20 protein-coding genes are annotated in these 19,484 nt (G+C 50.7%); 2 read left to right on the top strand and 18 right to left on the bottom strand.

The features are described from left to right. Position 1 precedes the first annotated feature (1 nt). The 18 genes from DFK18_RS03375 to rpmH form a co-directional block, all read right to left on the bottom strand. On the bottom strand, positions 2 to 799 hold the full coding sequence (locus DFK18_RS03375) for an undecaprenyl-diphosphate phosphatase (protein ID WP_114416805.1): 798 nt from the start codon (positions 797 to 799) through the stop codon (positions 2 to 4). A gap of 99 nt (positions 800 to 898) precedes the next feature. Then, positions 899 to 1,324, bottom strand: coding sequence for a F0F1 ATP synthase subunit epsilon (locus tag DFK18_RS03370; protein WP_114416804.1), 426 nt, complete (start codon positions 1,322 to 1,324; stop codon positions 899 to 901). A 30-nt stretch (positions 1,325 to 1,354) separates the two neighbouring features. Continuing rightward, entirely contained in the window at positions 1,355 to 2,734 is a 1,380-nt protein-coding gene (gene atpD, locus DFK18_RS03365) for a F0F1 ATP synthase subunit beta (RefSeq protein WP_114416803.1), read from the bottom strand. A 42-nt stretch (positions 2,735 to 2,776) separates the two neighbouring features. After that, positions 2,777 to 3,646 carry a F0F1 ATP synthase subunit gamma gene (atpG, locus tag DFK18_RS03360; protein ID WP_114416802.1) on the bottom strand — a complete coding sequence of 290 codons (870 nt, stop codon included), beginning with the start codon at positions 3,644 to 3,646 and terminating at the stop codon, positions 2,777 to 2,779. A gap of 64 nt (positions 3,647 to 3,710) precedes the next feature. After that, the gene (gene atpA, locus DFK18_RS03355; RefSeq protein WP_114416801.1) at positions 3,711 to 5,258 is read right to left on the bottom strand and encodes a F0F1 ATP synthase subunit alpha; all 1,548 of its coding nucleotides are present in this window, start codon (positions 5,256 to 5,258) and stop codon (positions 3,711 to 3,713) included. 16 nt (positions 5,259 to 5,274) lie between these two features. Further along, on the bottom strand, positions 5,275 to 5,811 hold the full coding sequence (locus DFK18_RS03350; RefSeq protein WP_114416800.1) for a F0F1 ATP synthase subunit delta: 537 nt from the start codon (positions 5,809 to 5,811) through the stop codon (positions 5,275 to 5,277). 12 nt (positions 5,812 to 5,823) lie between these two features. Continuing rightward, the gene (locus DFK18_RS03345) at positions 5,824 to 6,294 is read right to left on the bottom strand and encodes a F0F1 ATP synthase subunit B (protein WP_114416799.1); all 471 of its coding nucleotides are present in this window, start codon (positions 6,292 to 6,294) and stop codon (positions 5,824 to 5,826) included. Between the two features lie 84 nt (positions 6,295 to 6,378). Next, positions 6,379 to 6,606: a F0F1 ATP synthase subunit C gene (gene atpE, locus DFK18_RS03340; protein ID WP_114416798.1), complete on the bottom strand. Its 228-nt coding sequence runs from the start codon at positions 6,604 to 6,606 to the stop codon at positions 6,379 to 6,381. Positions 6,607 to 6,706: 100 nt separating this feature from the next. Next, complete coding sequence (atpB, locus tag DFK18_RS03335) at positions 6,707 to 7,543, bottom strand: F0F1 ATP synthase subunit A (RefSeq protein ID WP_425451586.1); 837 nt, start codon at positions 7,541 to 7,543, stop codon at positions 6,707 to 6,709. Positions 7,544 to 7,555: 12 nt separating this feature from the next. Then, positions 7,556 to 7,972: an ATP synthase subunit I gene (locus DFK18_RS03330; RefSeq protein ID WP_114416796.1), complete on the bottom strand. Its 417-nt coding sequence runs from the start codon at positions 7,970 to 7,972 to the stop codon at positions 7,556 to 7,558. A gap of 109 nt (positions 7,973 to 8,081) precedes the next feature. Beyond that, positions 8,082 to 8,984 (bottom strand): ParB/RepB/Spo0J family partition protein, encoded by a 903-nt coding sequence (locus DFK18_RS03325; protein WP_114416795.1) that lies wholly within the window; start codon positions 8,982 to 8,984, stop codon positions 8,082 to 8,084. A 21-nt stretch (positions 8,985 to 9,005) separates the two neighbouring features. Next, positions 9,006 to 9,779 (bottom strand): ParA family protein, encoded by a 774-nt coding sequence (locus DFK18_RS03320; RefSeq protein WP_114416794.1) that lies wholly within the window; start codon positions 9,777 to 9,779, stop codon positions 9,006 to 9,008. A 4-nt stretch (positions 9,780 to 9,783) separates the two neighbouring features. Next, complete coding sequence (gene rsmG, locus DFK18_RS03315) at positions 9,784 to 10,431, bottom strand: 16S rRNA (guanine(527)-N(7))-methyltransferase RsmG (RefSeq protein ID WP_114416793.1); 648 nt, start codon at positions 10,429 to 10,431, stop codon at positions 9,784 to 9,786. Further along, positions 10,428 to 12,314: a tRNA uridine-5-carboxymethylaminomethyl(34) synthesis enzyme MnmG gene (mnmG, locus tag DFK18_RS03310; RefSeq protein WP_114416792.1), complete on the bottom strand. Its 1,887-nt coding sequence runs from the start codon at positions 12,312 to 12,314 to the stop codon at positions 10,428 to 10,430. Before mnmG ends, rsmG begins: the two co-directional genes overlap by 4 nt. A gap of 346 nt (positions 12,315 to 12,660) precedes the next feature. Continuing rightward, positions 12,661 to 14,022 carry a tRNA uridine-5-carboxymethylaminomethyl(34) synthesis GTPase MnmE gene (gene mnmE, locus DFK18_RS03305; protein ID WP_114416791.1) on the bottom strand — a complete coding sequence of 454 codons (1,362 nt, stop codon included), beginning with the start codon at positions 14,020 to 14,022 and terminating at the stop codon, positions 12,661 to 12,663. Between the two features lie 78 nt (positions 14,023 to 14,100). After that, a complete protein-coding gene (gene yidC, locus DFK18_RS03300; RefSeq protein ID WP_114416790.1) occupies positions 14,101 to 15,771 on the bottom strand; it encodes a membrane protein insertase YidC in 1,671 nt (556 codons plus the stop codon). 4 nt (positions 15,772 to 15,775) lie between these two features. Then, positions 15,776 to 16,171 carry a ribonuclease P protein component gene (gene rnpA, locus DFK18_RS03295; protein WP_114416789.1) on the bottom strand — a complete coding sequence of 132 codons (396 nt, stop codon included), beginning with the start codon at positions 16,169 to 16,171 and terminating at the stop codon, positions 15,776 to 15,778. Positions 16,172 to 16,185: 14 nt separating this feature from the next. Then, entirely contained in the window at positions 16,186 to 16,320 is a 135-nt protein-coding gene (gene rpmH, locus DFK18_RS03290) for a 50S ribosomal protein L34 (protein WP_092388829.1), read from the bottom strand. Between the two features lie 517 nt (positions 16,321 to 16,837). Here rpmH and dnaA point away from each other — a divergent pair. Next, positions 16,838 to 18,346 (top strand): chromosomal replication initiator protein DnaA, encoded by a 1,509-nt coding sequence (dnaA, locus tag DFK18_RS03285; protein WP_114416788.1) that lies wholly within the window; start codon positions 16,838 to 16,840, stop codon positions 18,344 to 18,346. Between the two features lie 13 nt (positions 18,347 to 18,359). Beyond that, positions 18,360 to 19,469, top strand: coding sequence for a DNA polymerase III subunit beta (dnaN, locus tag DFK18_RS03280; protein WP_114416787.1), 1,110 nt, complete (start codon positions 18,360 to 18,362; stop codon positions 19,467 to 19,469). Positions 19,470 to 19,484: the final 15 nt, after the last annotated feature.

Below are 19,484 nucleotides of genomic sequence, written 5' to 3'. Positions count from 1 at the left end.
CTCACCAGAAAAAGTAAATCAAAAGTCCGCCCAAAATAAGCCGATAAACAACAAAGGGTTGCATACCCAGACGCTTGATAAAGGCGAGGAAATAGTGGATACATAAGTAAGCACTAACAGCCGACATCAGTGCTCCAATAAACAGGGCTGCCCAGTCCACTGCATGAGTTTCTTGAAGCAGGCCATAGGTTTCCAGCAAAGCTGCCAGCGTAATTACGGGAATGGAAAGTAAAAAAGAAAAACGTGCAGCCGCTTCACGTGTCCAGCCCAATAAAAGGGCTGCGGTGATAGTGATGCCTGAACGTGAAGTTCCGGGAATCAATGCCAAAGCCTGCGCCAAGCCGATAACTAAAACATCTTTCCAGGTTATCTGTCGCTCGGTACGCTGACCGCGATTAAACCAATCGGCATAGGCCAGTAGAAGGCCAAAGAAAATTAACCCAAAGGCCATCACCAGAGGGCCGCGTAATTGGCTTTCTATCCAGTCATTAAAAATCAAACCAGCCAGACCGACAGGGAAGGTACCCCAGATGACAGCCCAGGCCAGACGGGCATCATCATCCAACTGTCGGGTTTTCAAGGAAAGGGTCCAACTCACCGTCATTTTTATTACTTCCTGACGGAAATAAACAACAACTGCGGCTAGAGTGCCCAGATGCAGGGCAACATCAAAAGCGAGCCCCTGGTCTTCCCAGGAAGTAAGAACGGGAACCAGTATAAGATGAGCTGAACTGGAAACCGGAAGGAATTCCGTCAAGCCCTGAACCAGGGATAAAAGAAGGAGTTGCAGCCAATCCATATTACTGCCCTGAAAATATTTTTTTTAACGACAAAAGGCGGCCCTAAAGCCGCCTTCTGACTGCAGTGATATCTGCAAAGCTGGTCAACAAGTAAAAACTTATTTACCCAACTGTTTACGCAGTTGCTGAATGGTGCGCAACTGAGCCGCTGCCTGAGCCAACATGGAAGTCGCCTGAGCATACTCCATTTCGGCATTCTTATCAGCCAGGGCTCTCTCTGCTGCTTCCATGGCTTCTTTAGCGGCAGCTTCATCCAGATTGTGAGCTCGTTCTGCCGAATCGGCAAGAACGGTCACTGTATCCGGCTGAACCTCCAGAAAACCACTGGAAACATAGATCAGCTCTTCTTCACCATCCTGTTTTTTGACCTTGACGGTTCCTGGTTTCAGCTCAGTCAACAGGGGTGTGTGGCCGGGCAAAATGCCCAGCTCACCCTGTACGCCTGAGGCCACCAGAATCTCGACACGGCCATCAAACAGTTTTTTTTCAGCACTGACAACATTGCAATGCATTGTCATAGCCATGGGTTCTCCCCCTGGGTTATCCCGTCAGACTTACTTCATGTCCTTGGCTTTTTCGACCGCTTCTTCGATGGAGCCAACCATGTAGAAAGCCTGCTCTGGCAGGTGGTCATAATCACCATTCAGGATACCCTGGAAACCACGGATCGTATCTTTCAGAGAAACATACTTACCAGGAGAACCGGTAAATACTTCCGCTACGAAGAAAGGCTGAGACAGGAAGCGCTGGATCTTACGAGCGCGGGCAACTGCCTGCTTGTCTTCTTCGGAAAGTTCGTCCATACCCAAAATGGCAATGATGTCTTTCAGCTCTTTATAGCGCTGCAGAACCATTTGCACACCACGAGCTGTCTCATAGTGCTCGGTACCCACAACCAGCGGATCCAGCTGACGAGAAGTGGAATCCAGTGGGTCAACCGCTGGGTAGATACCCAGAGAAGCGATATCACGAGACAGTACAACCGTCGCATCCAAGTGCGAGAAGGTGGTCGCGGGTGATGGATCGGTCAAGTCATCCGCAGGTACGTAAACGGCCTGTACGGAAGTGATCGAACCAGTTTTGGTGGAGGTGATACGCTCCTGCAGAACACCCATCTCTTCAGCCAGAGTCGGCTGGTAACCTACAGCCGAGGGCATACGACCCAGCAGTGCAGATACCTCAGTACCGGCCAGGGTATAACGGTAGATGTTATCTACGAAGAAGAGAACGTCACGACCTTCATCACGGAATTTTTCCGCCATGGTCAGACCCGTCAAGGCAACGCGCAGACGGTTACCGGGGGGTTCGTTCATCTGACCGTAAACCAGAGATACTTTATCCAGTACGTTGGAGTCCTTCATCTCATGGTAGAAGTCGTTACCCTCACGAGTACGCTCACCAACACCGGCAAATACGGAGAAACCGCTGTGCTCGATGGCGATGTTACGAATCAACTCCATCATGTTTACGGTTTTACCAACACCAGCACCACCAAAGAGACCAACCTTACCACCCTTGGCGAAAGGGCAAACCAGGTCGATTACCTTGATGCCCGTTTCCAGCAGTTCTACGGCGCTGGACTGTTCATCATAGGTCGGTGCTTTACGGTGAATCGCCCAACGCTCTTCTTCGCCGATAGGACCGGCTTCGTCGATAGGACGACCCAGTACATCCATAATCCGACCCAGGGTTTGTGTGCCCACGGGAACAGAAATAGGTGCATTGGTGTTATTGGCCACCAGGCCACGTTTCAGACCCTCGGTGGAGCCCATAGCAATGCAGCGTACGGTGCCATCACCGAGCTGTTGCTGTACTTCAAGAATCATTTCGCTGCCGTCGACGGTCAGGGCGTCATAAACGTTAGGTACGTCTGCCCGATCAAATTCAACGTCGATAACGGCACCGATGATCTGTACGATACGTCCGCTACTCATCTTGGTTCCTCTCAAACCTGCAAATGAAACCTGCTACCCTCATCAGATGGCTGCAGCCCCGCCAACAATTTCGGCGATTTCCTGAGTGATGGCTGCCTGACGCGCCTTGTTATAAACAAGTTGCAGCTCATCAATAAAGTTACCCGCATTATCGGTTGCACTCTTCATGGCAACCATACGAGCAGACTGCTCACAGGCAATATTTTCAACTACAGCCTGGTAGACTTGGGACTCGATGTACCTGATCAGCAAATTGTCGAGCAATTCCTGAGCTTCAGGTTCATAGATGTAATCCCAACCACCGACTTTGCTTTCCTCTTCTTCAGCTGCTTCAGCTTCAAGGGGTAACAGCTGCTGGACGAGCGGCTTTTGAGTCATGGTGTTGATAAATTCGTTATACACCACATAAAGCCGATCGATTTTGCCTTCTTCATAGGCATCCAGCATGACCTTGACGCTCCCGACCAGATCACTGGCCTTAGGAGTGTCACCCAGCCCGCTCTTGGCTGCTACCAGATTGCCGCCATAGCGACGGAAAAAAGCACTCGCCTTGCTGCCAATAGTGCATACATCAATCTCTGCACCCTTATCCTGCCATTCCTTCAGATCCTTCATGGCCGCCTTGAACAGGTTAATGTTCAAACCGCCACAAAGCCCACGGTCGGAAGACACGATAATATAGCCAACGCGTTTTACATCACGCTCAAGCATGTAGGGATGCTTGTATTCGGGTGTCGCTTTGGCTATATGGCTGACTACTTTTCTAATCTGGTTAGCATAAGGGTGGCTGGCGGCCATGCGATCCTGAGCTTTACGCATTTTCGACGCAGCAACCATTTGCATGGCGCTGGTGATTTTTTGCGTATTCTTGATACTCCCGATCTGGGAGCGGATCTCTTTTCCGACTGCCATACGCTTTCGCCTTCTTAGCCAACAAGTGACAGAGTCAGCAAAACTGCTACTGACTCACGCTCACTTACCAGGACTGGGTGGCCTTAAACTGCTCAAGTGCAGATTGCAGGCCTGATTCGATTTCTTTGTTGAAATCACCTGTTTCATTGATCTGTTTCATCAGATCAGCATGTTCACTGTTCATGTAAGCATGCAGAGCCTTTTCAAAAGGCAGAATTTCGCTGACCTTGAGATCGTCCAGGAAATTGTTTTCTGCGGCGAACAGGGAAACACCCATATCAGCAATGCTCATGGGGCTGTACTGATTCTGCTTCATCAGTTCAGTAACGCGCTGACCATGTTCAAGCTGTTTACGGGTTGACTCATCCAGATCGGAAGCAAACTGGGAGAAAGCTGCCAGCTCACGATACTGAGCCAGAGCCAGACGGATACCGCCGCCCAGTTTCTTGATGATCTTGGTTTGAGCAGAACCACCAACACGGGATACCGAAATACCGGCATTCATCGCAGGACGGATACCGGCGTTGAACTGGGCGGTTTCGACAAAGATCTGACCGTCGGTGATGGAGATAACGTTTGTTGGTACGAAAGCCGAAACGTCACCACCCTGGGTTTCGATGATCGGCAGAGCCGTCAAAGAACCTGTCTGACCCTTAACCTTGCCATCAGTGAACTTCTCAACGAACTCAGCGTTTACGCGGGAAGCACGTTCCAGCAGACGCGAGTGCAGATAGAAGACGTCACCTGGGTAGGCTTCACGTCCAGGAGGACGCTTCAGCAGCAGGGAGATCTGGCGGTAAGCCCAGGCCTGCTTGGTCAGGTCATCATAAACAATCAGGGAATCCTGACCGCGGTCGCGGAAGTATTCACCCATGGTACAACCAGCATAAGGAGCAATGAACTGCAGGGCAGCTGCTTCGGAAGCCGAAGCCACAACCACAATGGTGTGAGCCAGGGCATCATGCTCTTCCAGCTTGCGTACAACGTTGGCAATAGTGGACTGTTTCTGGCCCACGGCAACATAGATACACTTAACGCCGGAGTCTTTCTGGTTGATGATGGCGTCAACAGCGATAGCTGTTTTACCGATCTGACGGTCACCGATGATCAGCTCACGCTGACCACGACCGATAGGAACCATGGCATCCACGGCCTTGTAGCCGGTCTGCATTGGCTGGTCGACCCCTTGACGCCAGATAACACCAGGCGCGACCTTTTCGACCGCGTCGGTTTCTTTGGCTTCGATAGGGCCCTTGCCATCAATCGGGTTACCCAGGGCGTCAACGACGCGACCCAGGAGTTCGTCACCTACAGGTACTTCCAGGATACGGCCGGTACAACGTGCGGACTGACCTTCAGCCAGACCCAGGTAATCACCCAGTACGACCACACCTACGGAGTCACGCTCCAGGTTAAGGGCCATGCCGTAGGCGGTGCCCTTTTCAAATTCAATCATTTCGCCATACATGACGTCGCCGAGACCGTGAACCTTCACGATACCGTCAGCAACACTCACGATGGTGCCCTCGTTTTGGGCTTTCGAAGTGACATCCAAGTTACCGATGCGCTTCTTGATAATGTCACTGATCTCGGATGGATTCAGTTGCTGCATGCCTTGTCCCTCAAAATCAGGATTTCAATGACTCGGCCAGTTTCGCGAGTTTTCCGCGAATCGAGCCATCGATCACCAGGTCACCGGTGCGTATAACAACACCGCCAATGAGACGCTTGTCGATAACTACCTTGAGGGTTACCTCACGGTCGAGACGCTTGCGCAGTGATTCTGCCAACTGTTTCTGCTGTTCAGCATTCAGATCAAAGGCAGAAGTCACTTCTGCTTCAATTGATTTTTCCTGCTCAGCTTTAAAAGCTTCGTAAATATCGGCAATTACCGGAATTAGGGGTAAACGGCCTTTTTCACTCAACAGCAAAATAAAGTTGCGTCCCTTGTCATCGACTTTTGCTTTACAAATGTCGAGCAGGATTTCTGCTTTATCTTGATTGCCCAGAGAAGGACTAATCAACGCTGATTTCACTTCCTCGTTGGAAGCAGCTTCAGCAACCAGTCCCAGCATGGCTGACCAATCGGCCAGCTTGCCTTCACTCAGGGCATACTCAAAGGCGGCCTTCGCATAAGGCCTGGCGAGTGTGTTCAAATCAGCCATCAGACACCTCGCTTAAAGTTGTTTGGCGAGTTTGTCGACCAGCTCGCTGTGTGCCTTTTCGTCAACAGAGCTTTCGAGGATCTTTTCAGCACCCTCAATAATCAGATCAGACATCTGATCACGCAGCTCGTCCTTGGCACGGTTAATCTCCTGATCGATTTCTGCCTTGGCTGCCTCGACCAGACGCTGGCCTTCGGCACGTGCCTGTTCTTTGGCTTCTTCGATCGTCAGAGTTGCGCGCTTGTTAGCCTGTTCCAGAATCTGGGCAGACTGATCTTTGGCTTCGCGCAGAGTCTGGGCTGCTTTTTCTTGAGCCAGCTCCAAATCACGCTGAGCACGGCTGGCTGAATCCAGACCTTCAGCTATCTTTTTCTGACGTTCACGCATTGCCTCAGCGATCGGAGGCCATACGTACTTCATGCAGAACCAGACAAAGATAGCAAAGGCAACTGACTGACCCAGCAGAGTCAAATTCATATTCATAGCGCTATACCTTTTGCCATTGCGTTAGGTTTAAAAAGCAAAGTGGGGTTAACTTGAGCATCAGGCCAACCCCCCTACTCAGCCTTAACCTGCGACAACAAAGATCAGGTACAGAGCGATACCAACACCGATCATGGGCACGGCGTCCAGCAGACCGGCCATCAAGAAGGTCTTGGTTTGCAGTTGTGCACCCAGTTCAGGCTGGCGGGCAGAGGATTCGAGCAGCTTACCGCCCAGAATACCAAAGCCAATACCAGTACCTACGGCGCCCAGGCCGATCATCAGTGCAGCGGCAACATAAACAAGTTCCATGACTTACTCCTAAGTTACTAAGGTTAGTTGAAGGTGAGTTGAGGTTAAAACTTACTAATACTCCCTGCCAGCCTTGAGGCTAACAGGGAGAAATTACTGCTTAGTGATCTTCGTGTGCTGAACTCAGATATACAACGGTCAGCACCATAAAGATGAATGCCTGGAGAGGAATGACCAGGATATGGAAAACAGCCCATACCCACTGCAGACCCAGACCTAGAACGCCCATAAACAGGCCAGCACCAAACATCAGGGCAATCAGGATGAATACGACTTCACCGGCATACATGTTACCGAAAAGACGCAGCGCCAGACTGACCGGCTTGGTGAAGAGGGCGATCAACTCCAGAATCAGGTTAATCGGGATAAACAGCCAGTGATTGAAGGGGGTAAAGGAAAGCTCTTTGGCAAAACCACCCACACCTTTAATTTTAATGCTGTAGAAGATTACCAGAATAAAGACGCCAATCGACATACCAAAGGTGGCATTAGGGTCGGTCGTCGGTACGATCTTGAAATAGTCAGCACCCAGAGCGTGAGCCACACCGGGAATCCAGTCTACGGGTAGCCACTTCAGGCTGTTCATCAGGAAAATCCAGACAAAAATGGTCAGCGCCAACGGAGCAATCAGCGGATTACGTCCGTGGAAGGTTTCCTTGACCAGCTTGTCTACAAAATCAAAGCTCATTTCTACAAGGTTTTGCAAGCCACCGGGCACACCAGAGGAAGCGCGTTTAGCTGCCTTGCGAAACAAAAACAAGAAGAGAAGACCCATAGCAACCGACCAGCCCAGGGTATCCACGTGGATCGCCATAAAGCCCATTTCGGAAGCTTCTTGAGCGGTTTCAGCCATCTTCCATCCCAGCTCGGGATGCTTGCCATAGGTCATATTCTGCAAGTGATGCTGGATATACTCTACAGTTGAACCTGCCATAATCAGCCTCGAAGGTTAGTGCGGTTTCATTCCCTGTTGCAGCAGCCGGGGTGCCAGCCAGTGCATTGAAACTACCGCAATATAAGTGATTAAAAGGAAAATTGGGTTTGAGGGTTGCACTAGGCCAAAGGCCAGGGCAAAGAGTACAACTGTCAAACCAAACTTAACCGCTTCAGCAGCAAAGAGCTTTTGCACATTGCGCTGCATTTGTCGGGCTCCCCGGTGGCGGTAGGCTAGTGCAAAAAACGTTCCTTGAGGAACGACTGCAATCAAACCGCCTAGAAAAACCGCCTCTAGAGCCTGTGGGAAAACCAGACTGGCCAGCAAAGTCAGGCCGAGTGTTAAAAACACCTGAGCCAGCAGCAATCTGCGATAGGGGGGTAGGGGTATTGACGCCATTTCAGTTGCCCTATCTGCTTCCCAAAGCTGCATTGTCAACAAACAGCTTCTTTAAAAAACCACCGGATTATAGAGACTAACCCCCTGCGCTTCAATAGTGCGCGGCCTTGTGGCGCACTCTTTAAGACCAAGGTACTAGGGATTATTTAATATGGCGAAGAATTCCATCCAATTCCGCGAGACTGGAGTAGCGAATTTCCAGTTTCCCCTTACCCTTGGAAGAATGCTGAATTTTAACCGCTGCTCCCAGGCTGGTTTGTAAACGCTCTTCCAGGCGCTTGATATCCGGGTCCTTGGGTGGTTTGTCTTCCTGACCTTGCGGTTTTTCCAGTAGCTTACGAACCAGGGCTTCGGTCTGGCGAACCGACATCCCCTTGGCCACTACCTGACGTGCAGCTTCCAGTTGTTTGTTTTCATCCAGACTTAAGAGCGCACGCGCGTGCCCCATTTCCAGATCGCCATGTTCAAGCAGGCGGCGCACATCACGATGCAGATTCAAAAGGCGCAGCAAATTGGTAATGGAGCTGCGTGATTTGCCCACGGCTTCAGCTACCTGTTGCTGGGTCAATTCAAATTCTTTTTGCAGGCGCTGCAGAGCCAGGGCTTCCTCCAGCGGATTCAGGTCTTCACGCTGCAGGTTTTCAATCAAGGCCAGGGCTACCACATCCCGGTCTTCGACATCCCGAACCAACGCGGGAATAAATTCCAGCTCTGCCAACTGAGCTGCTCGCCAGCGTCTTTCACCGGCAATAATTTCAAATTCTGAGCCCTGGGGGCGCACCACCACCGGCTGCATAATGCCTTGCTGACGAATGGAGGCAGCCAGTTCTTCAAGTGCTTCCGGATGCATATCCCGGCGCGGCTGATAGCGCCCTGGCCTGAGTTTTTCTATGGGCAGTTTGCGCAGCTCACCCTCAGCTTGAGGCTGATGAGAAACCGAGGTAGTAGGAGGCTCTTCCGTATTGAGTTGGGCTGGCTCCGGGTTGGCTGCACCCAGAAGCGCATCCAGACCCCGGCCCAGGCCGCGTTTTTTTGCTGGTGTCATGGCAATTCAATCATCTTTATATCAGTTGGCGCGTCCTGAACGGCGCAGTATTTCGCCCGCCAACGCCAGGTAGGCCAGACTTCCTTTGGATTTGGCATCATAGCTGAGAACTGGCATCCCATAGCTGGGAGCTTCTGCCAGACGCACATTACGCGGAATCACGGTACCGAAAACCTGGTCATCAAAATAGTCGGTCAGCTGCTTGGATACATCACGAGTCAAGCTATTGCGGGGATCATACATGGTTCTGAGAATGCCCGTCACTTCCAGTCCCGGATTGACCGAACCGGCGACCCTTTTCAGGGTATCCAGCAAAGAAGTCAGGCCTTCCAGCGCGTAGTATTCGCATTGTACCGGAACCAGTACACCGCGAGCTGCGGTGAGGGCATTAATGGTCAAGAGATTCAGGGAAGGCGGGCAGTCAATCAAAATAAAATCATAATCCTGCTTGATACCTTCCAGGGCTTCGGCCAAGCGTCTTTCCCGGCGGGGTTGTTCAATCAGGTTAACTTCAGCCCCGGCCAGGTCAACATTGGCAGGCAACAAATCATAGTCAGCCGGTTCAGTCGTGATGCGTGCGGAAGCGATATCGGCATCACCCATAAGAACATCGTAAACGGAAAGCTGTAGGTCTTTCTTATCGATTCCACTACCCAGGGTTGCGTGACCCTGGGGGTCCATATCCACTAAAAGTACCTTGCGTTTGGTTGCTACCAGAGAAGCAGCGAGGTTGACGCAGGTTGTTGTCTTGCCCACCCCGCCTTTCTGGTTGGTCACAGCAAAAATTTTGGTCACAGCGTTATCCTTTTTCTGTTTGCTTTCTGATTATTAACAGATGCCGCTGCCCCTCCTGACCCGGTACTTTCAGTTCATGACTAAGATCAACAAAAAATCCTTCGGGTAATTCTTCCACTTCCTGATAAGGATACTGGCCTTTCATAGCCAGCCAGCGGGCATCTTCTGCAGCCAGAGGTTGGGTCCAGGTCAGAAAGTCCTTGAGACTAGCAAATGCTCGGCTAACCAACTGTTGGCTTCTTGTAGCTGCTTGATAATTTTCCACACGTGCCTGGCTGACCTGGAAATTATCCAGCGCCAGAGCGGCTTTCACCTGAAACTGAAAGCGGGTTTTCTTACCATTGGAATCCAGTGAATTTACCTGCAGGTCAGGCCGCAGGATCGCCAGGGGTATACCCGGCAAACCAGCTCCGGAGCCTATATCGGTTATTTCACCGGACTCAACATAAGGCAGCACAGCCAGACTGTCCAGCAGATGCCGGGAAATCATTTCGCGTGGATCCCTGACAGCTGTCAGATTGTATGCCTGATTCCACTTTTCCAGAAGCAACAAATAATCCATCAGTTGCTGCTCTTGTAAACTGCTGGTTTCGATGCCCAGTTGTTGCAGTCCCTGACTCAGCAGGTTTTGCAGTGCCTGTGAATCCTTCATGCCTGTTTTGCTGCCATTTCGCGTTTTTTCAAATGGATTAAAAGCATGGAAATTGCCGCCGGAGTAACTCCCGGAATCCGACCCGCTTGACCCACGGTGGCCGGACGAATCGTGGAGAGTTTGTTTTTCATTTCATTGGACAGACCATCAATCACGCTGTAATCCAGATCCACTGGCAGGGGATATGCCTCCTGCTTGCGCAGCTTGTCGATCTCGGCTGCCTGGCGATCAATATAGCCTGCATATTTCACCTGGATTTGTACCTGCTCCTGAACCTGGGGGTCTGTGGGTAGATCGCCCGGGGCCAGAGAAGCCAGGTCGTGATAATTTAATTCCGGCCGTTTCAATAAATCCAGCAAAGCTGCTTCTTTGTTTAACGGTTGCGGCAATTTGCCAGCCAGTTTTGCACTGGCCGGGCTGCCTGGCTGAATCCAGGTATCCTTAAGCCTTTCCTTTTCCAGCGCAATGGCTTCACGCTTGGTCGTAAAGACTTGCCAACGATGATCATCGATCAAACCCAACTCGCGACCTTTTTCAGTCAAACGCAGGTCGGCGTTGTCTTCACGCAGCAACAGACGGTATTCTGCCCGCGAAGTAAACATCCGATAGGGTTCTGAAGTACCCAGAGTAATAAGGTCATCAACCAAGACGCCCAGATAGGCTTCATCTCGACGAGGGCACCAGGTTTCTTTGTCCTGGCAACGCAGGGCGGCATTGGTGCCTGCCAATAAACCCTGGGCAGCTGCTTCCTCATAACCGGTGGTTCCATTGATTTGTCCGGAAAAAAATAGGTTATGTATCGCCTTGGTCTCCAGGCTTGGCTGCAGCGCCTGAGGATTGAAATAGTCATACTCGATGGCATAGCCAGGACGCGTGATGTGGGCATTTTCCATACCACGAATGGAACGCACCACCTGCAGCTGCACATCAAAAGGCAGGGAGGTAGAAATACCGTTGGGATAAAGTTCGTGGGTATTCAATCCCTCGGGTTCAACAAAAACCTGATGACTGTCTTTTCCCGAAAAGCGGTGGATCTTGTCTTCAATAGATGGACAATAGCGCGGACCGATACCTTCGATCACCCCGGAATACATGGGTGAACGATCCAGATTATCGCGAATAATTTCATGGGTTCTGGCATTGGTCGAAGTGATATAGCAATTCACCTGCTCAGGATGCTGGTCCTGACGCCCCAGAAATGACATCACTGGTAAAGGGGTGTCGCCCGGCTGGGCTTCCATCACCGAAAAATCCACACTGCGTGCATCGATGCGCGGAGGCGTTCCGGTTTTCAGGCGACCAACCGGTAAATCCAGTTCACGCAAACGACTAGCCAGAGCCTGGGCTGGGGGATCACCCGCGCGCCCACCGGAATAACTCTGCATACCGATATGGATCTGACCGCCCAGGAAGGTTCCCGTGGTCAGCACCACGCTCTTGGCATGAAAACGGATTCCCGATTGAGTCACAGCGCCTACGACCTGATCCCCTTCAACCAAGAGATCATCAGCAGCCTGCTGGAAAATTTGCAAGTTGGGCTGGTTTTCCAAAAGCTCACGGATCGCTGCCTTGTAAAGCACTCGATCGGCCTGCGCCCGAGTAGCACGAACGGCAGGCCCCTTGCGGGAATTCAATACCCGAAACTGTATACCAGCCAAATCGGTTGCCAAAGCCATGGCCCCGCCCAGGGCATCCACTTCGCGCACCAAATGGCTTTTACCGATACCACCGATGGCCGGATTACAGGACATTTGTCCCAGGGTTTCAATATTGTGGGTTAACAACAGGGTTTGGCAGCCCATGCGTGCAGCAGCCAAAGCGGCTTCCGTTCCTGCGTGGCCGCCGCCAATTACTAGAACATCAAAGCGGGTTGGATAGTCCACAGGTGCACCTCAAATGAGCCAATAGCGGGGAAAACGAGCAATTATAACCTTTTCGTGCCTGAACAACAGCCTTTTCCCCATCAACAGTAATAACAAAAAGAGTTATATAAAATTTTTTACTGCTATTATTATTAATGTGGACATTTTCTGTGGATAAAGTTCATCAGGCCAGATTTTATGCCCTTTTCAGCGTTGAATAACTCTGCGTACAGAGGGTTAAGATCAGTGGTAGAAAGCTGTTTAAAGCTGTGTACAAGTTAGCTAGTTACCCACAGATGCCAGTTATCCACGTTTCTCTACGCAGTTAATGCCCGTTAAACTTGCCTTCTTATACACAGCTGGTGGTTTATTTACCGATGCAAAATTCACCAAAAATCTTGCCAAGAAGATCATCGGCACTGAACTCTCCGGTTATTTCTCCCAGAATCTCTTGTGCCTGACGTAGATCCTCAGCCAGGAGTTCTCCAGCTCCCAGTTCCTCCAATTGCTGCTTCCCCTGTATCAGCAGGGTAAAAGCCCGTCGTAGGGCATCAAGATGACGTCTTCGTGCAGAGAAGCCTCCTTCAGTCGTAGCCTGGTAGCCCATGACATCTTTGAGGTGCTGCCTCAAACAATCCACACCCACTTGCTCTTTGGCTGAAATACGAATAATTGGTGGGGATGTGGATAAATCACTGCTTGCTTCTTCACCACTCAGGTCTATCTTGTTACGAACCAGAGTCAGGCGTTGAGGATAAGGCAGGCGACTGACAAATTCTGGCCAGATTTCCTGGGGATCCAAACGGCTTTCTTCCTGGGAATCCACAAGCAACAGGATACGATCAGCTTTTTCAATTTCATCCCAGGCTCGGGCTACGCCCAGCTTTTCGACCTGATCCTCGGTTTCACGAAGACCTGCCGTATCGATAATATGCAAAGGCATGCCATCCACATGAATCTGTTCTTTCAAGACATCACGTGTGGTTCCGGCAATATCGGTAACCAGCGCTCGCTCCTGACCGGCCAAGAGATTAAGAAGGCTGGATTTACCGGCATTGGGACGCCCCGCCAGCACCACATTCATTCCTTCTCTAAGCAAACAGCCTTGTTTGGCTTCCTGCTGTATGCTTTCCAATTTATCCACAAGACCAGTTAGTTGTGCCTGTACATGACCATCACTGATGAAATCGATTTCCTCTTCGGGAAAATCTATGGCTGCCTCCACATACATACGTAGGTGAATTAACTGCTCGACCAGTTCATGGATACGCTGGGAGAAAGCTCCCTGAAGGGATTTGAGAGCATTATCCGCTGCCTGTTGTGAGGTGGCTTCAATCAGATCGGCAATGGCTTCTGCCTGCGCCAGATCCAGCTTGTCGTTCAAGAAAGCCCGCTGTGTGAACTCACCGGGTTCAGCCAGGCGAACACCGGCGGCGAGTAGGTTTTCCAGGAGACGATCGAGCAGGATGGGACCACCATGACCCTGAAACTCCAGGACATCCTCACCGGTAAAGGAGTGGGGGCCTGGGAAGTAAATGGCCAGACCTTCATCCAAAAGCTCACCCTGGTTACTGTAGAAGGGACCATAATGAGCGTAACGAGGCCGCAGCTCTCTATGTAAAAGCTTCAGTGCTAATTCTTGGCAAAGTGGGCCTGAAACACGAACGATACCCACACCACCGCGACCTGGAGGGGTGGCCAACGCAGCTATGGTTTCCTGGGTGTGCATAAATTTTCCTCTTAGATAGCAAAACCCCCTCACGAGGAGGGGGTCAGGCAAAACAACTTATCCACATGGGGATACTAATCAGCTTTTACTGGCAGCCTTGGCCTCGTCTTCCTTTTCAATCTTGCGAGTGATGTACCACTGCTGAAGGATAGACAGGATGTTGTTAACCAGCCAGTAAACGACCAGACCGGCAGGGAACCAGAGGAAGAAGAAGGTGAAGACAACAGGTAGCATCTTCATGATCTTCGCCTGCATGGGGTCTGGCGGTGTGGGGTTCAGACGCTGCTGAAGGAACATGCTGATGCCCATCAGAATAGGCAGCACAAAGTAGGGATCCTTCATGGACAGGTCATTAATCCACAGCATAAAGGGGGCATGGCGCAGCTCGACCGATTCCATCAACATCCAGTAGAGGGCAATGAAAACCGGCATCTGAACCAGAATGGGCAGACACCCACCCAGCGGATTGATCTTCTCTTTCTTGTAGAGCTCCATCATCTGCTGGGAAAGTTTCTGACGATCGTCGCCACACTCTTCCTTGATGCGCTGCATCTTGGGTGCCACCCGGCGCATATTGGCCATGGAGCGATAGGCGGTGGCAGAAAGCTTGTAGAAGAGTGCCTTGATCACCACGGTGACCAGAATAATGGCAACACCCCAGTTACCCACAAAACCGTGGAACCAGTCCAGCAGCCAGAACAGGGGTTGAGCAATAAACCATAGCCAACCGTAGTCCACAGTCAGATCCAAGTGCTCAGCGGCCTTTTCCATCGCGCTCTGGTCTTTAGGACCAACATAAAGGGTTGCGGAAAGGTTGATGCTGGAATTGGCGTTCAACTGCTGTTCTTCAGTTTTGAAACCGACCAGGTTATTGCCTCGGCTATCAGTGCGTGTACTGAAGAAGCTGGTTTCGTCCTGAGGTGGAATCCAGGCACTGATGAAATAATGCTGCAGCATCGCGGCCCAACCGCCTTCAGAATATTCCTGAAAGCCACTGCCCTGGATATCATCAAAGCTGACTTTCTGATAGCGGGTTTCATCTGTGGAGAAGGCACCGCCCAGAAAAGCATTCATGCCCACGGATTGTCCTTGGCTGGGATCATCCGAGTTGTCACGCTTAATCAAGCCGATAAAGCTGGGCTGGAAGCTGGAATCAGTGGGGTTTTCAACTTCATAGCGAACCTCAACCTGATAACTGCCACGCTGGAACACAAAGTATTTGCTGACACTCAGGCCCTGAACTTCGCCAGTCATTCTGACTTCCAGCTGGTCTTCATCTTCATTCAGCTGGTAGCTGTAACTCTCTGGTTGCAATTGCAGGCGCTTGTCATTGCCCAGGCCGGTAATATCGCTTTGTACAATATACAAACGGCGATCGTTGTTCTGCAGGAGAACAAAGGGGTTATCCGAATCTACCTGAGTTTTATGCTCCAGCAAGGCAGCATAAAACAGATCGCCCCCCTTGGGGTTGATGCGAATATCCAGAGTATCGGTGGTCACGCTGACCAGTTGATCACTGGCTGGTGCCGTCTGGGGCTCTGAAGGTTCTAGATCAGGTGCTGAAGGATCGGCCAGTTCCAGAGTGGAATCCGTGTCGGCATCAGAAGAAGATACTGACCTGGTTTCTTGTTGTGATGTCGGTGCCTGAACGACTTCTTCGGTTTGGGAATAGTCTTGATTCCACTGAATAATCAGCAGATAGGCGACTATCGCCAGGGAAGAAAAGAGCACAATGCGTTTTACGTCCATGGGGTCACTGCCGCTTCGTTTTGTTGGGAAGGTTGATTGACGTTTTGCTTAAACGCCGATTGAGTTGTTGCCAGGCTTTATCCAGGTTTTGACTGACGTCTTCGGGACTGGTTTGGCCTGCTCCCCGGATTGCCAGGATAATGATATCCACAGGAGGGAGCTGCTGCTGGGTCAGACGAAAGGATTCTCTGAAGATACGTTTGAATCGGTTTCGCCTGACCGCAAGCTTCACGTGTTTTTTTCCAATGACAAACCCCAAACGGGTTTCTGCCTGTCGACCTGGCGCTGCCAGAATCAGAAAGCCTGGGCAGTAGGTCTTACAGATGGAGTTATCAAACACATGACGGAAATCCCCAGCATTGAGGAGTCTCAATTCCCGGGGAAAACCGTAGGAGGTCATTATTGGCCTAGCGCTTAGGCGCTGAGACGCTTGCGACCTTTTGCACGACGACGAGCCAGTACAGCACGACCGTTTTTAGTGGCCATGCGAGCACGGAAACCGTGGTTACGCTTGCGCTTGAGAACACTGGGTTGAAATGTACGTTTCATGGTTTTTGCTTTCCACAGGGTGAAGATGAATTGAAGGATCCCCGCGGGTCTTGATCCCCCAGAGAATCTTTACTCATACAAGAGCGGGGATTTTAGAGAATTCTTTGCCCGAGCGCAATTGTTTATGGGCTTTCAAGCTTTATCCAAGGCAAGAATAACAACAAGAGAATTAATAAAGAAGTTCTTTTATAGTTACTATGATTAGGCGGGGTAAAATCAGTGGATAAGCTTAAAAAATCATTTAAAATCATGACTATACAACCTTGATAACCTGGTTGCTTGCTGGTAGTTAAGCTTGGATCAAGCTTCTGATAGGCTGTGTACAAGTGGGTACCTTATCCACAGCTGCAAGCATCCACTGCTCCATACGTACTTTGTCCTTATCGATATCATCGATTTGTCCACACCTGCTGTGATTTTTAACGCGTCGGGGTTTTGCCTGTATTTGCCTGCTCTGCTGTGGATAAGTAGTAGGTGAGCAGGTAGAATGGATGCTATTCAACCTAGGAGTTCATCAGTGTCTGTAGAAGAGTTATGGCAGCAGTGTCGAGATATTTTGCAAGAGGAAATTCCTGCGCAGCCTTTTGCTACCTGGATCAAACCCTTACAGGCTGAAATTCAGGGGCGTAAGCTGCACCTCTATGCCCCCAACCGTTTTGTACTCCAATGGGTCTCGGATAAATATCTGGATCGTATTCAGAAACTGGTTGAAGAAACCTCCGAGGGTCAGTTAGCTCAGGTGGTTTTGAATGTTGGCAGCCGCAAGCCCGTACAGCTTACTAACCGCGCGGCACCGGTTCAGCCAGCTTCTAATCCTGTCGCCGAGAAAAAGGTTGCTCCCCCCGTGGATTATCAATCCACCCTCTATGATCTTTCTGATGAAATAGGTGAAGAGGTTCCTCAGGAGGTCGCAGCGCCTTCTCAAGATAAAGTGGGCGGCGGGGAAGCGGCACCTAGTACTAAAAAGGCAGCCAGATCAAAGGTCGAGGTAGAAGGTGCTATCAAGCATCCTTCTACCCTGAATCCAATGCATACCTTTGAGACCCTGGTCGAAGGTAAATCCAACCAGCTGGCCAAGGCTGCTTCCTTCCAGGTTGCCGAGAATCCAGGTGGTGCCTATAACCCCCTCTTTATTTATGGTGGAGTCGGTCTGGGTAAAACCCACTTGATGCATGCAGTGGGTCATCAAATTCTCAAGCATAACCCTAATGCCAAGGTGGTTTACCTCAATTCCGAGCGTTTTGTGCAGGATATGGTGAAGGCCTTGCAGTTAAACGCTATCAATGAATTCAAGCGCTATTACCGCAATCTGGATGCCTTGCTGATCGATGATATTCAATTCTTCGTTGGCAAGGATCGCTCTCAGGAAGAATTTTTCCATACCTTTAATTCCCTTCTCGAAGGGGGGCAGCAGATCATCCTGACTTCAGATCGTTACCCTAAAGAGATTGGCGTTGAAGAAAGGCTGAAAAGCCGCTTTGGCTGGGGGTTAACGGTTGCTATCGAGCCTCCGGAATTGGAATTGCGCGTCGCCATCCTGATGAAGAAGGCCGAGATGGTGCAGGTGGATCTGCCCCAGGAAGTGGCCTTTTTTATCGCCCAAAAAATTCGTTCCCATGTGCGTGATCTGGAAGGTGCTTTGAATCGGGTCATTGCTGACTCACGTTTTAAGGGCCAGCCGATTAGTGTGGAACTGGTTCGCGAGTCTCTGAAGGATCTTTTTGCCGTTCAGGATAAGCAGGTGGGTGTGGATAATATTCAACGCACTGTAGCTGAATATTACAAGATCAAGGTGGCTGACCTGCATTCCAAACGCCGTAACCGTTCTATTGCCCGTCCCAGACAAATGGCCATGGCTTTAGCTAAGGAGTTGACCAATCATTCCTTGCCGGAGATTGGCGATGCTTTTGGCGGTCGTGATCACACCACGGTTCTCCATGCCTGTCGTAAAATTGTCGCTCTTCAGGAAGAAAGTCCGGATATTCGTGAAGACTGGAAAAATCTCCTCCGTTTATTGACCAGTTAAAAAGGCTAACCCCATGAAGTTTACCGTAGCCCGAGAAACTCTGCTCCGTCCTCTGTCGATCCTGGCTGGCGTGGTCGCTCGTCGACATACCCTGCCGATCCTCTCGCATGTCAAGTTGGAGGCCAGTGAACAGGGGTTGACCCTGACCGGTTCAGACCTGGAAGTTGAACTCATTTGGCACGTGGGGCTGGAAGCTGTTGTTGAACCCGGCAGTATTACAGTTCCCGCCAAAAAGCTTTCGGATATCTGCAAGTCTTTGGCAGAAGGCTCTATCATTGATTTTGAGTTGCAGGAGCAGCGCGCCGTGGTGAAATCAGGGCGCAGTCGTTTTGTTCTGACGACCTTGCCTTCGTCCGAATTCCCAGGCATTCAATTGAGTCAGGTGGTTCAGGAAGTCAGCATCCCTCAGCGGCAACTACTCAACCTGATTCATCGCAATGAGTTTGCCATGGCCAAGCAGGATGTCCGCTATTATCTGAATGGCATGTTTTTCGAATTGCAGCAGGGGCGTCTGCGTTCTGTCGCGACTGATGGTCATCGCTTGTCCTTGGCCAATTCGTCTGTAGAAGCCGGCAGCGAAGAAGCTATCAACATGATCGTTCCTGCCAAGGCAGTGCACGAGCTGGCCAAGCTACTGGACAATGTCGAAGAGCCGGTCAGCCTGATTTTTGGTGAGCAACATTTTCAGGTCAACACTGGGCATTCGACGTTTGTCTCCAAGCAGATCGAAGGGCGCTATCCGGATTATGAAAGAGTGATACCTCGCCAGGGTGACAAACTGGTGTTGGCTGATCGTCTTGAACTTCGCCAGATGCTATCCCGCATTTCTATCCTGGCCAATGAGAAGTTCCAGGGAGTCAGGGTTAACCTTTCCTCGGGAATTCTTAGTGTTACCGCCAACAACCCCGAGCAAGAACAAGCCGAAGAATCCATGGAAGTTGATTATCAGGGGGATAACCTGGAAATCGGTTTCAATGTGGGCTATCTGATCGATGTAATGGATAATATCGGCGAGGAAGTAGAGCAGGTTCAATTATCCCTTTCCGACCCAGCTTCCAGTGTGCTCATCCAAGCTGCTGGTGGCGGCGAAGCCCTTTATGTTGTCATGCCGATGCGCCTTTAGAGGCGCATTGTCTCC

The organism is Marinospirillum perlucidum (assembly GCF_003336805.1).
Lineage (GTDB): Bacteria > Pseudomonadota > Gammaproteobacteria > Pseudomonadales > Halomonadaceae > Marinospirillum > Marinospirillum perlucidum.
Note: the sequence above shows the minus strand (reverse complement) of the source record. Positions and strands in the feature narration are given on the sequence as shown.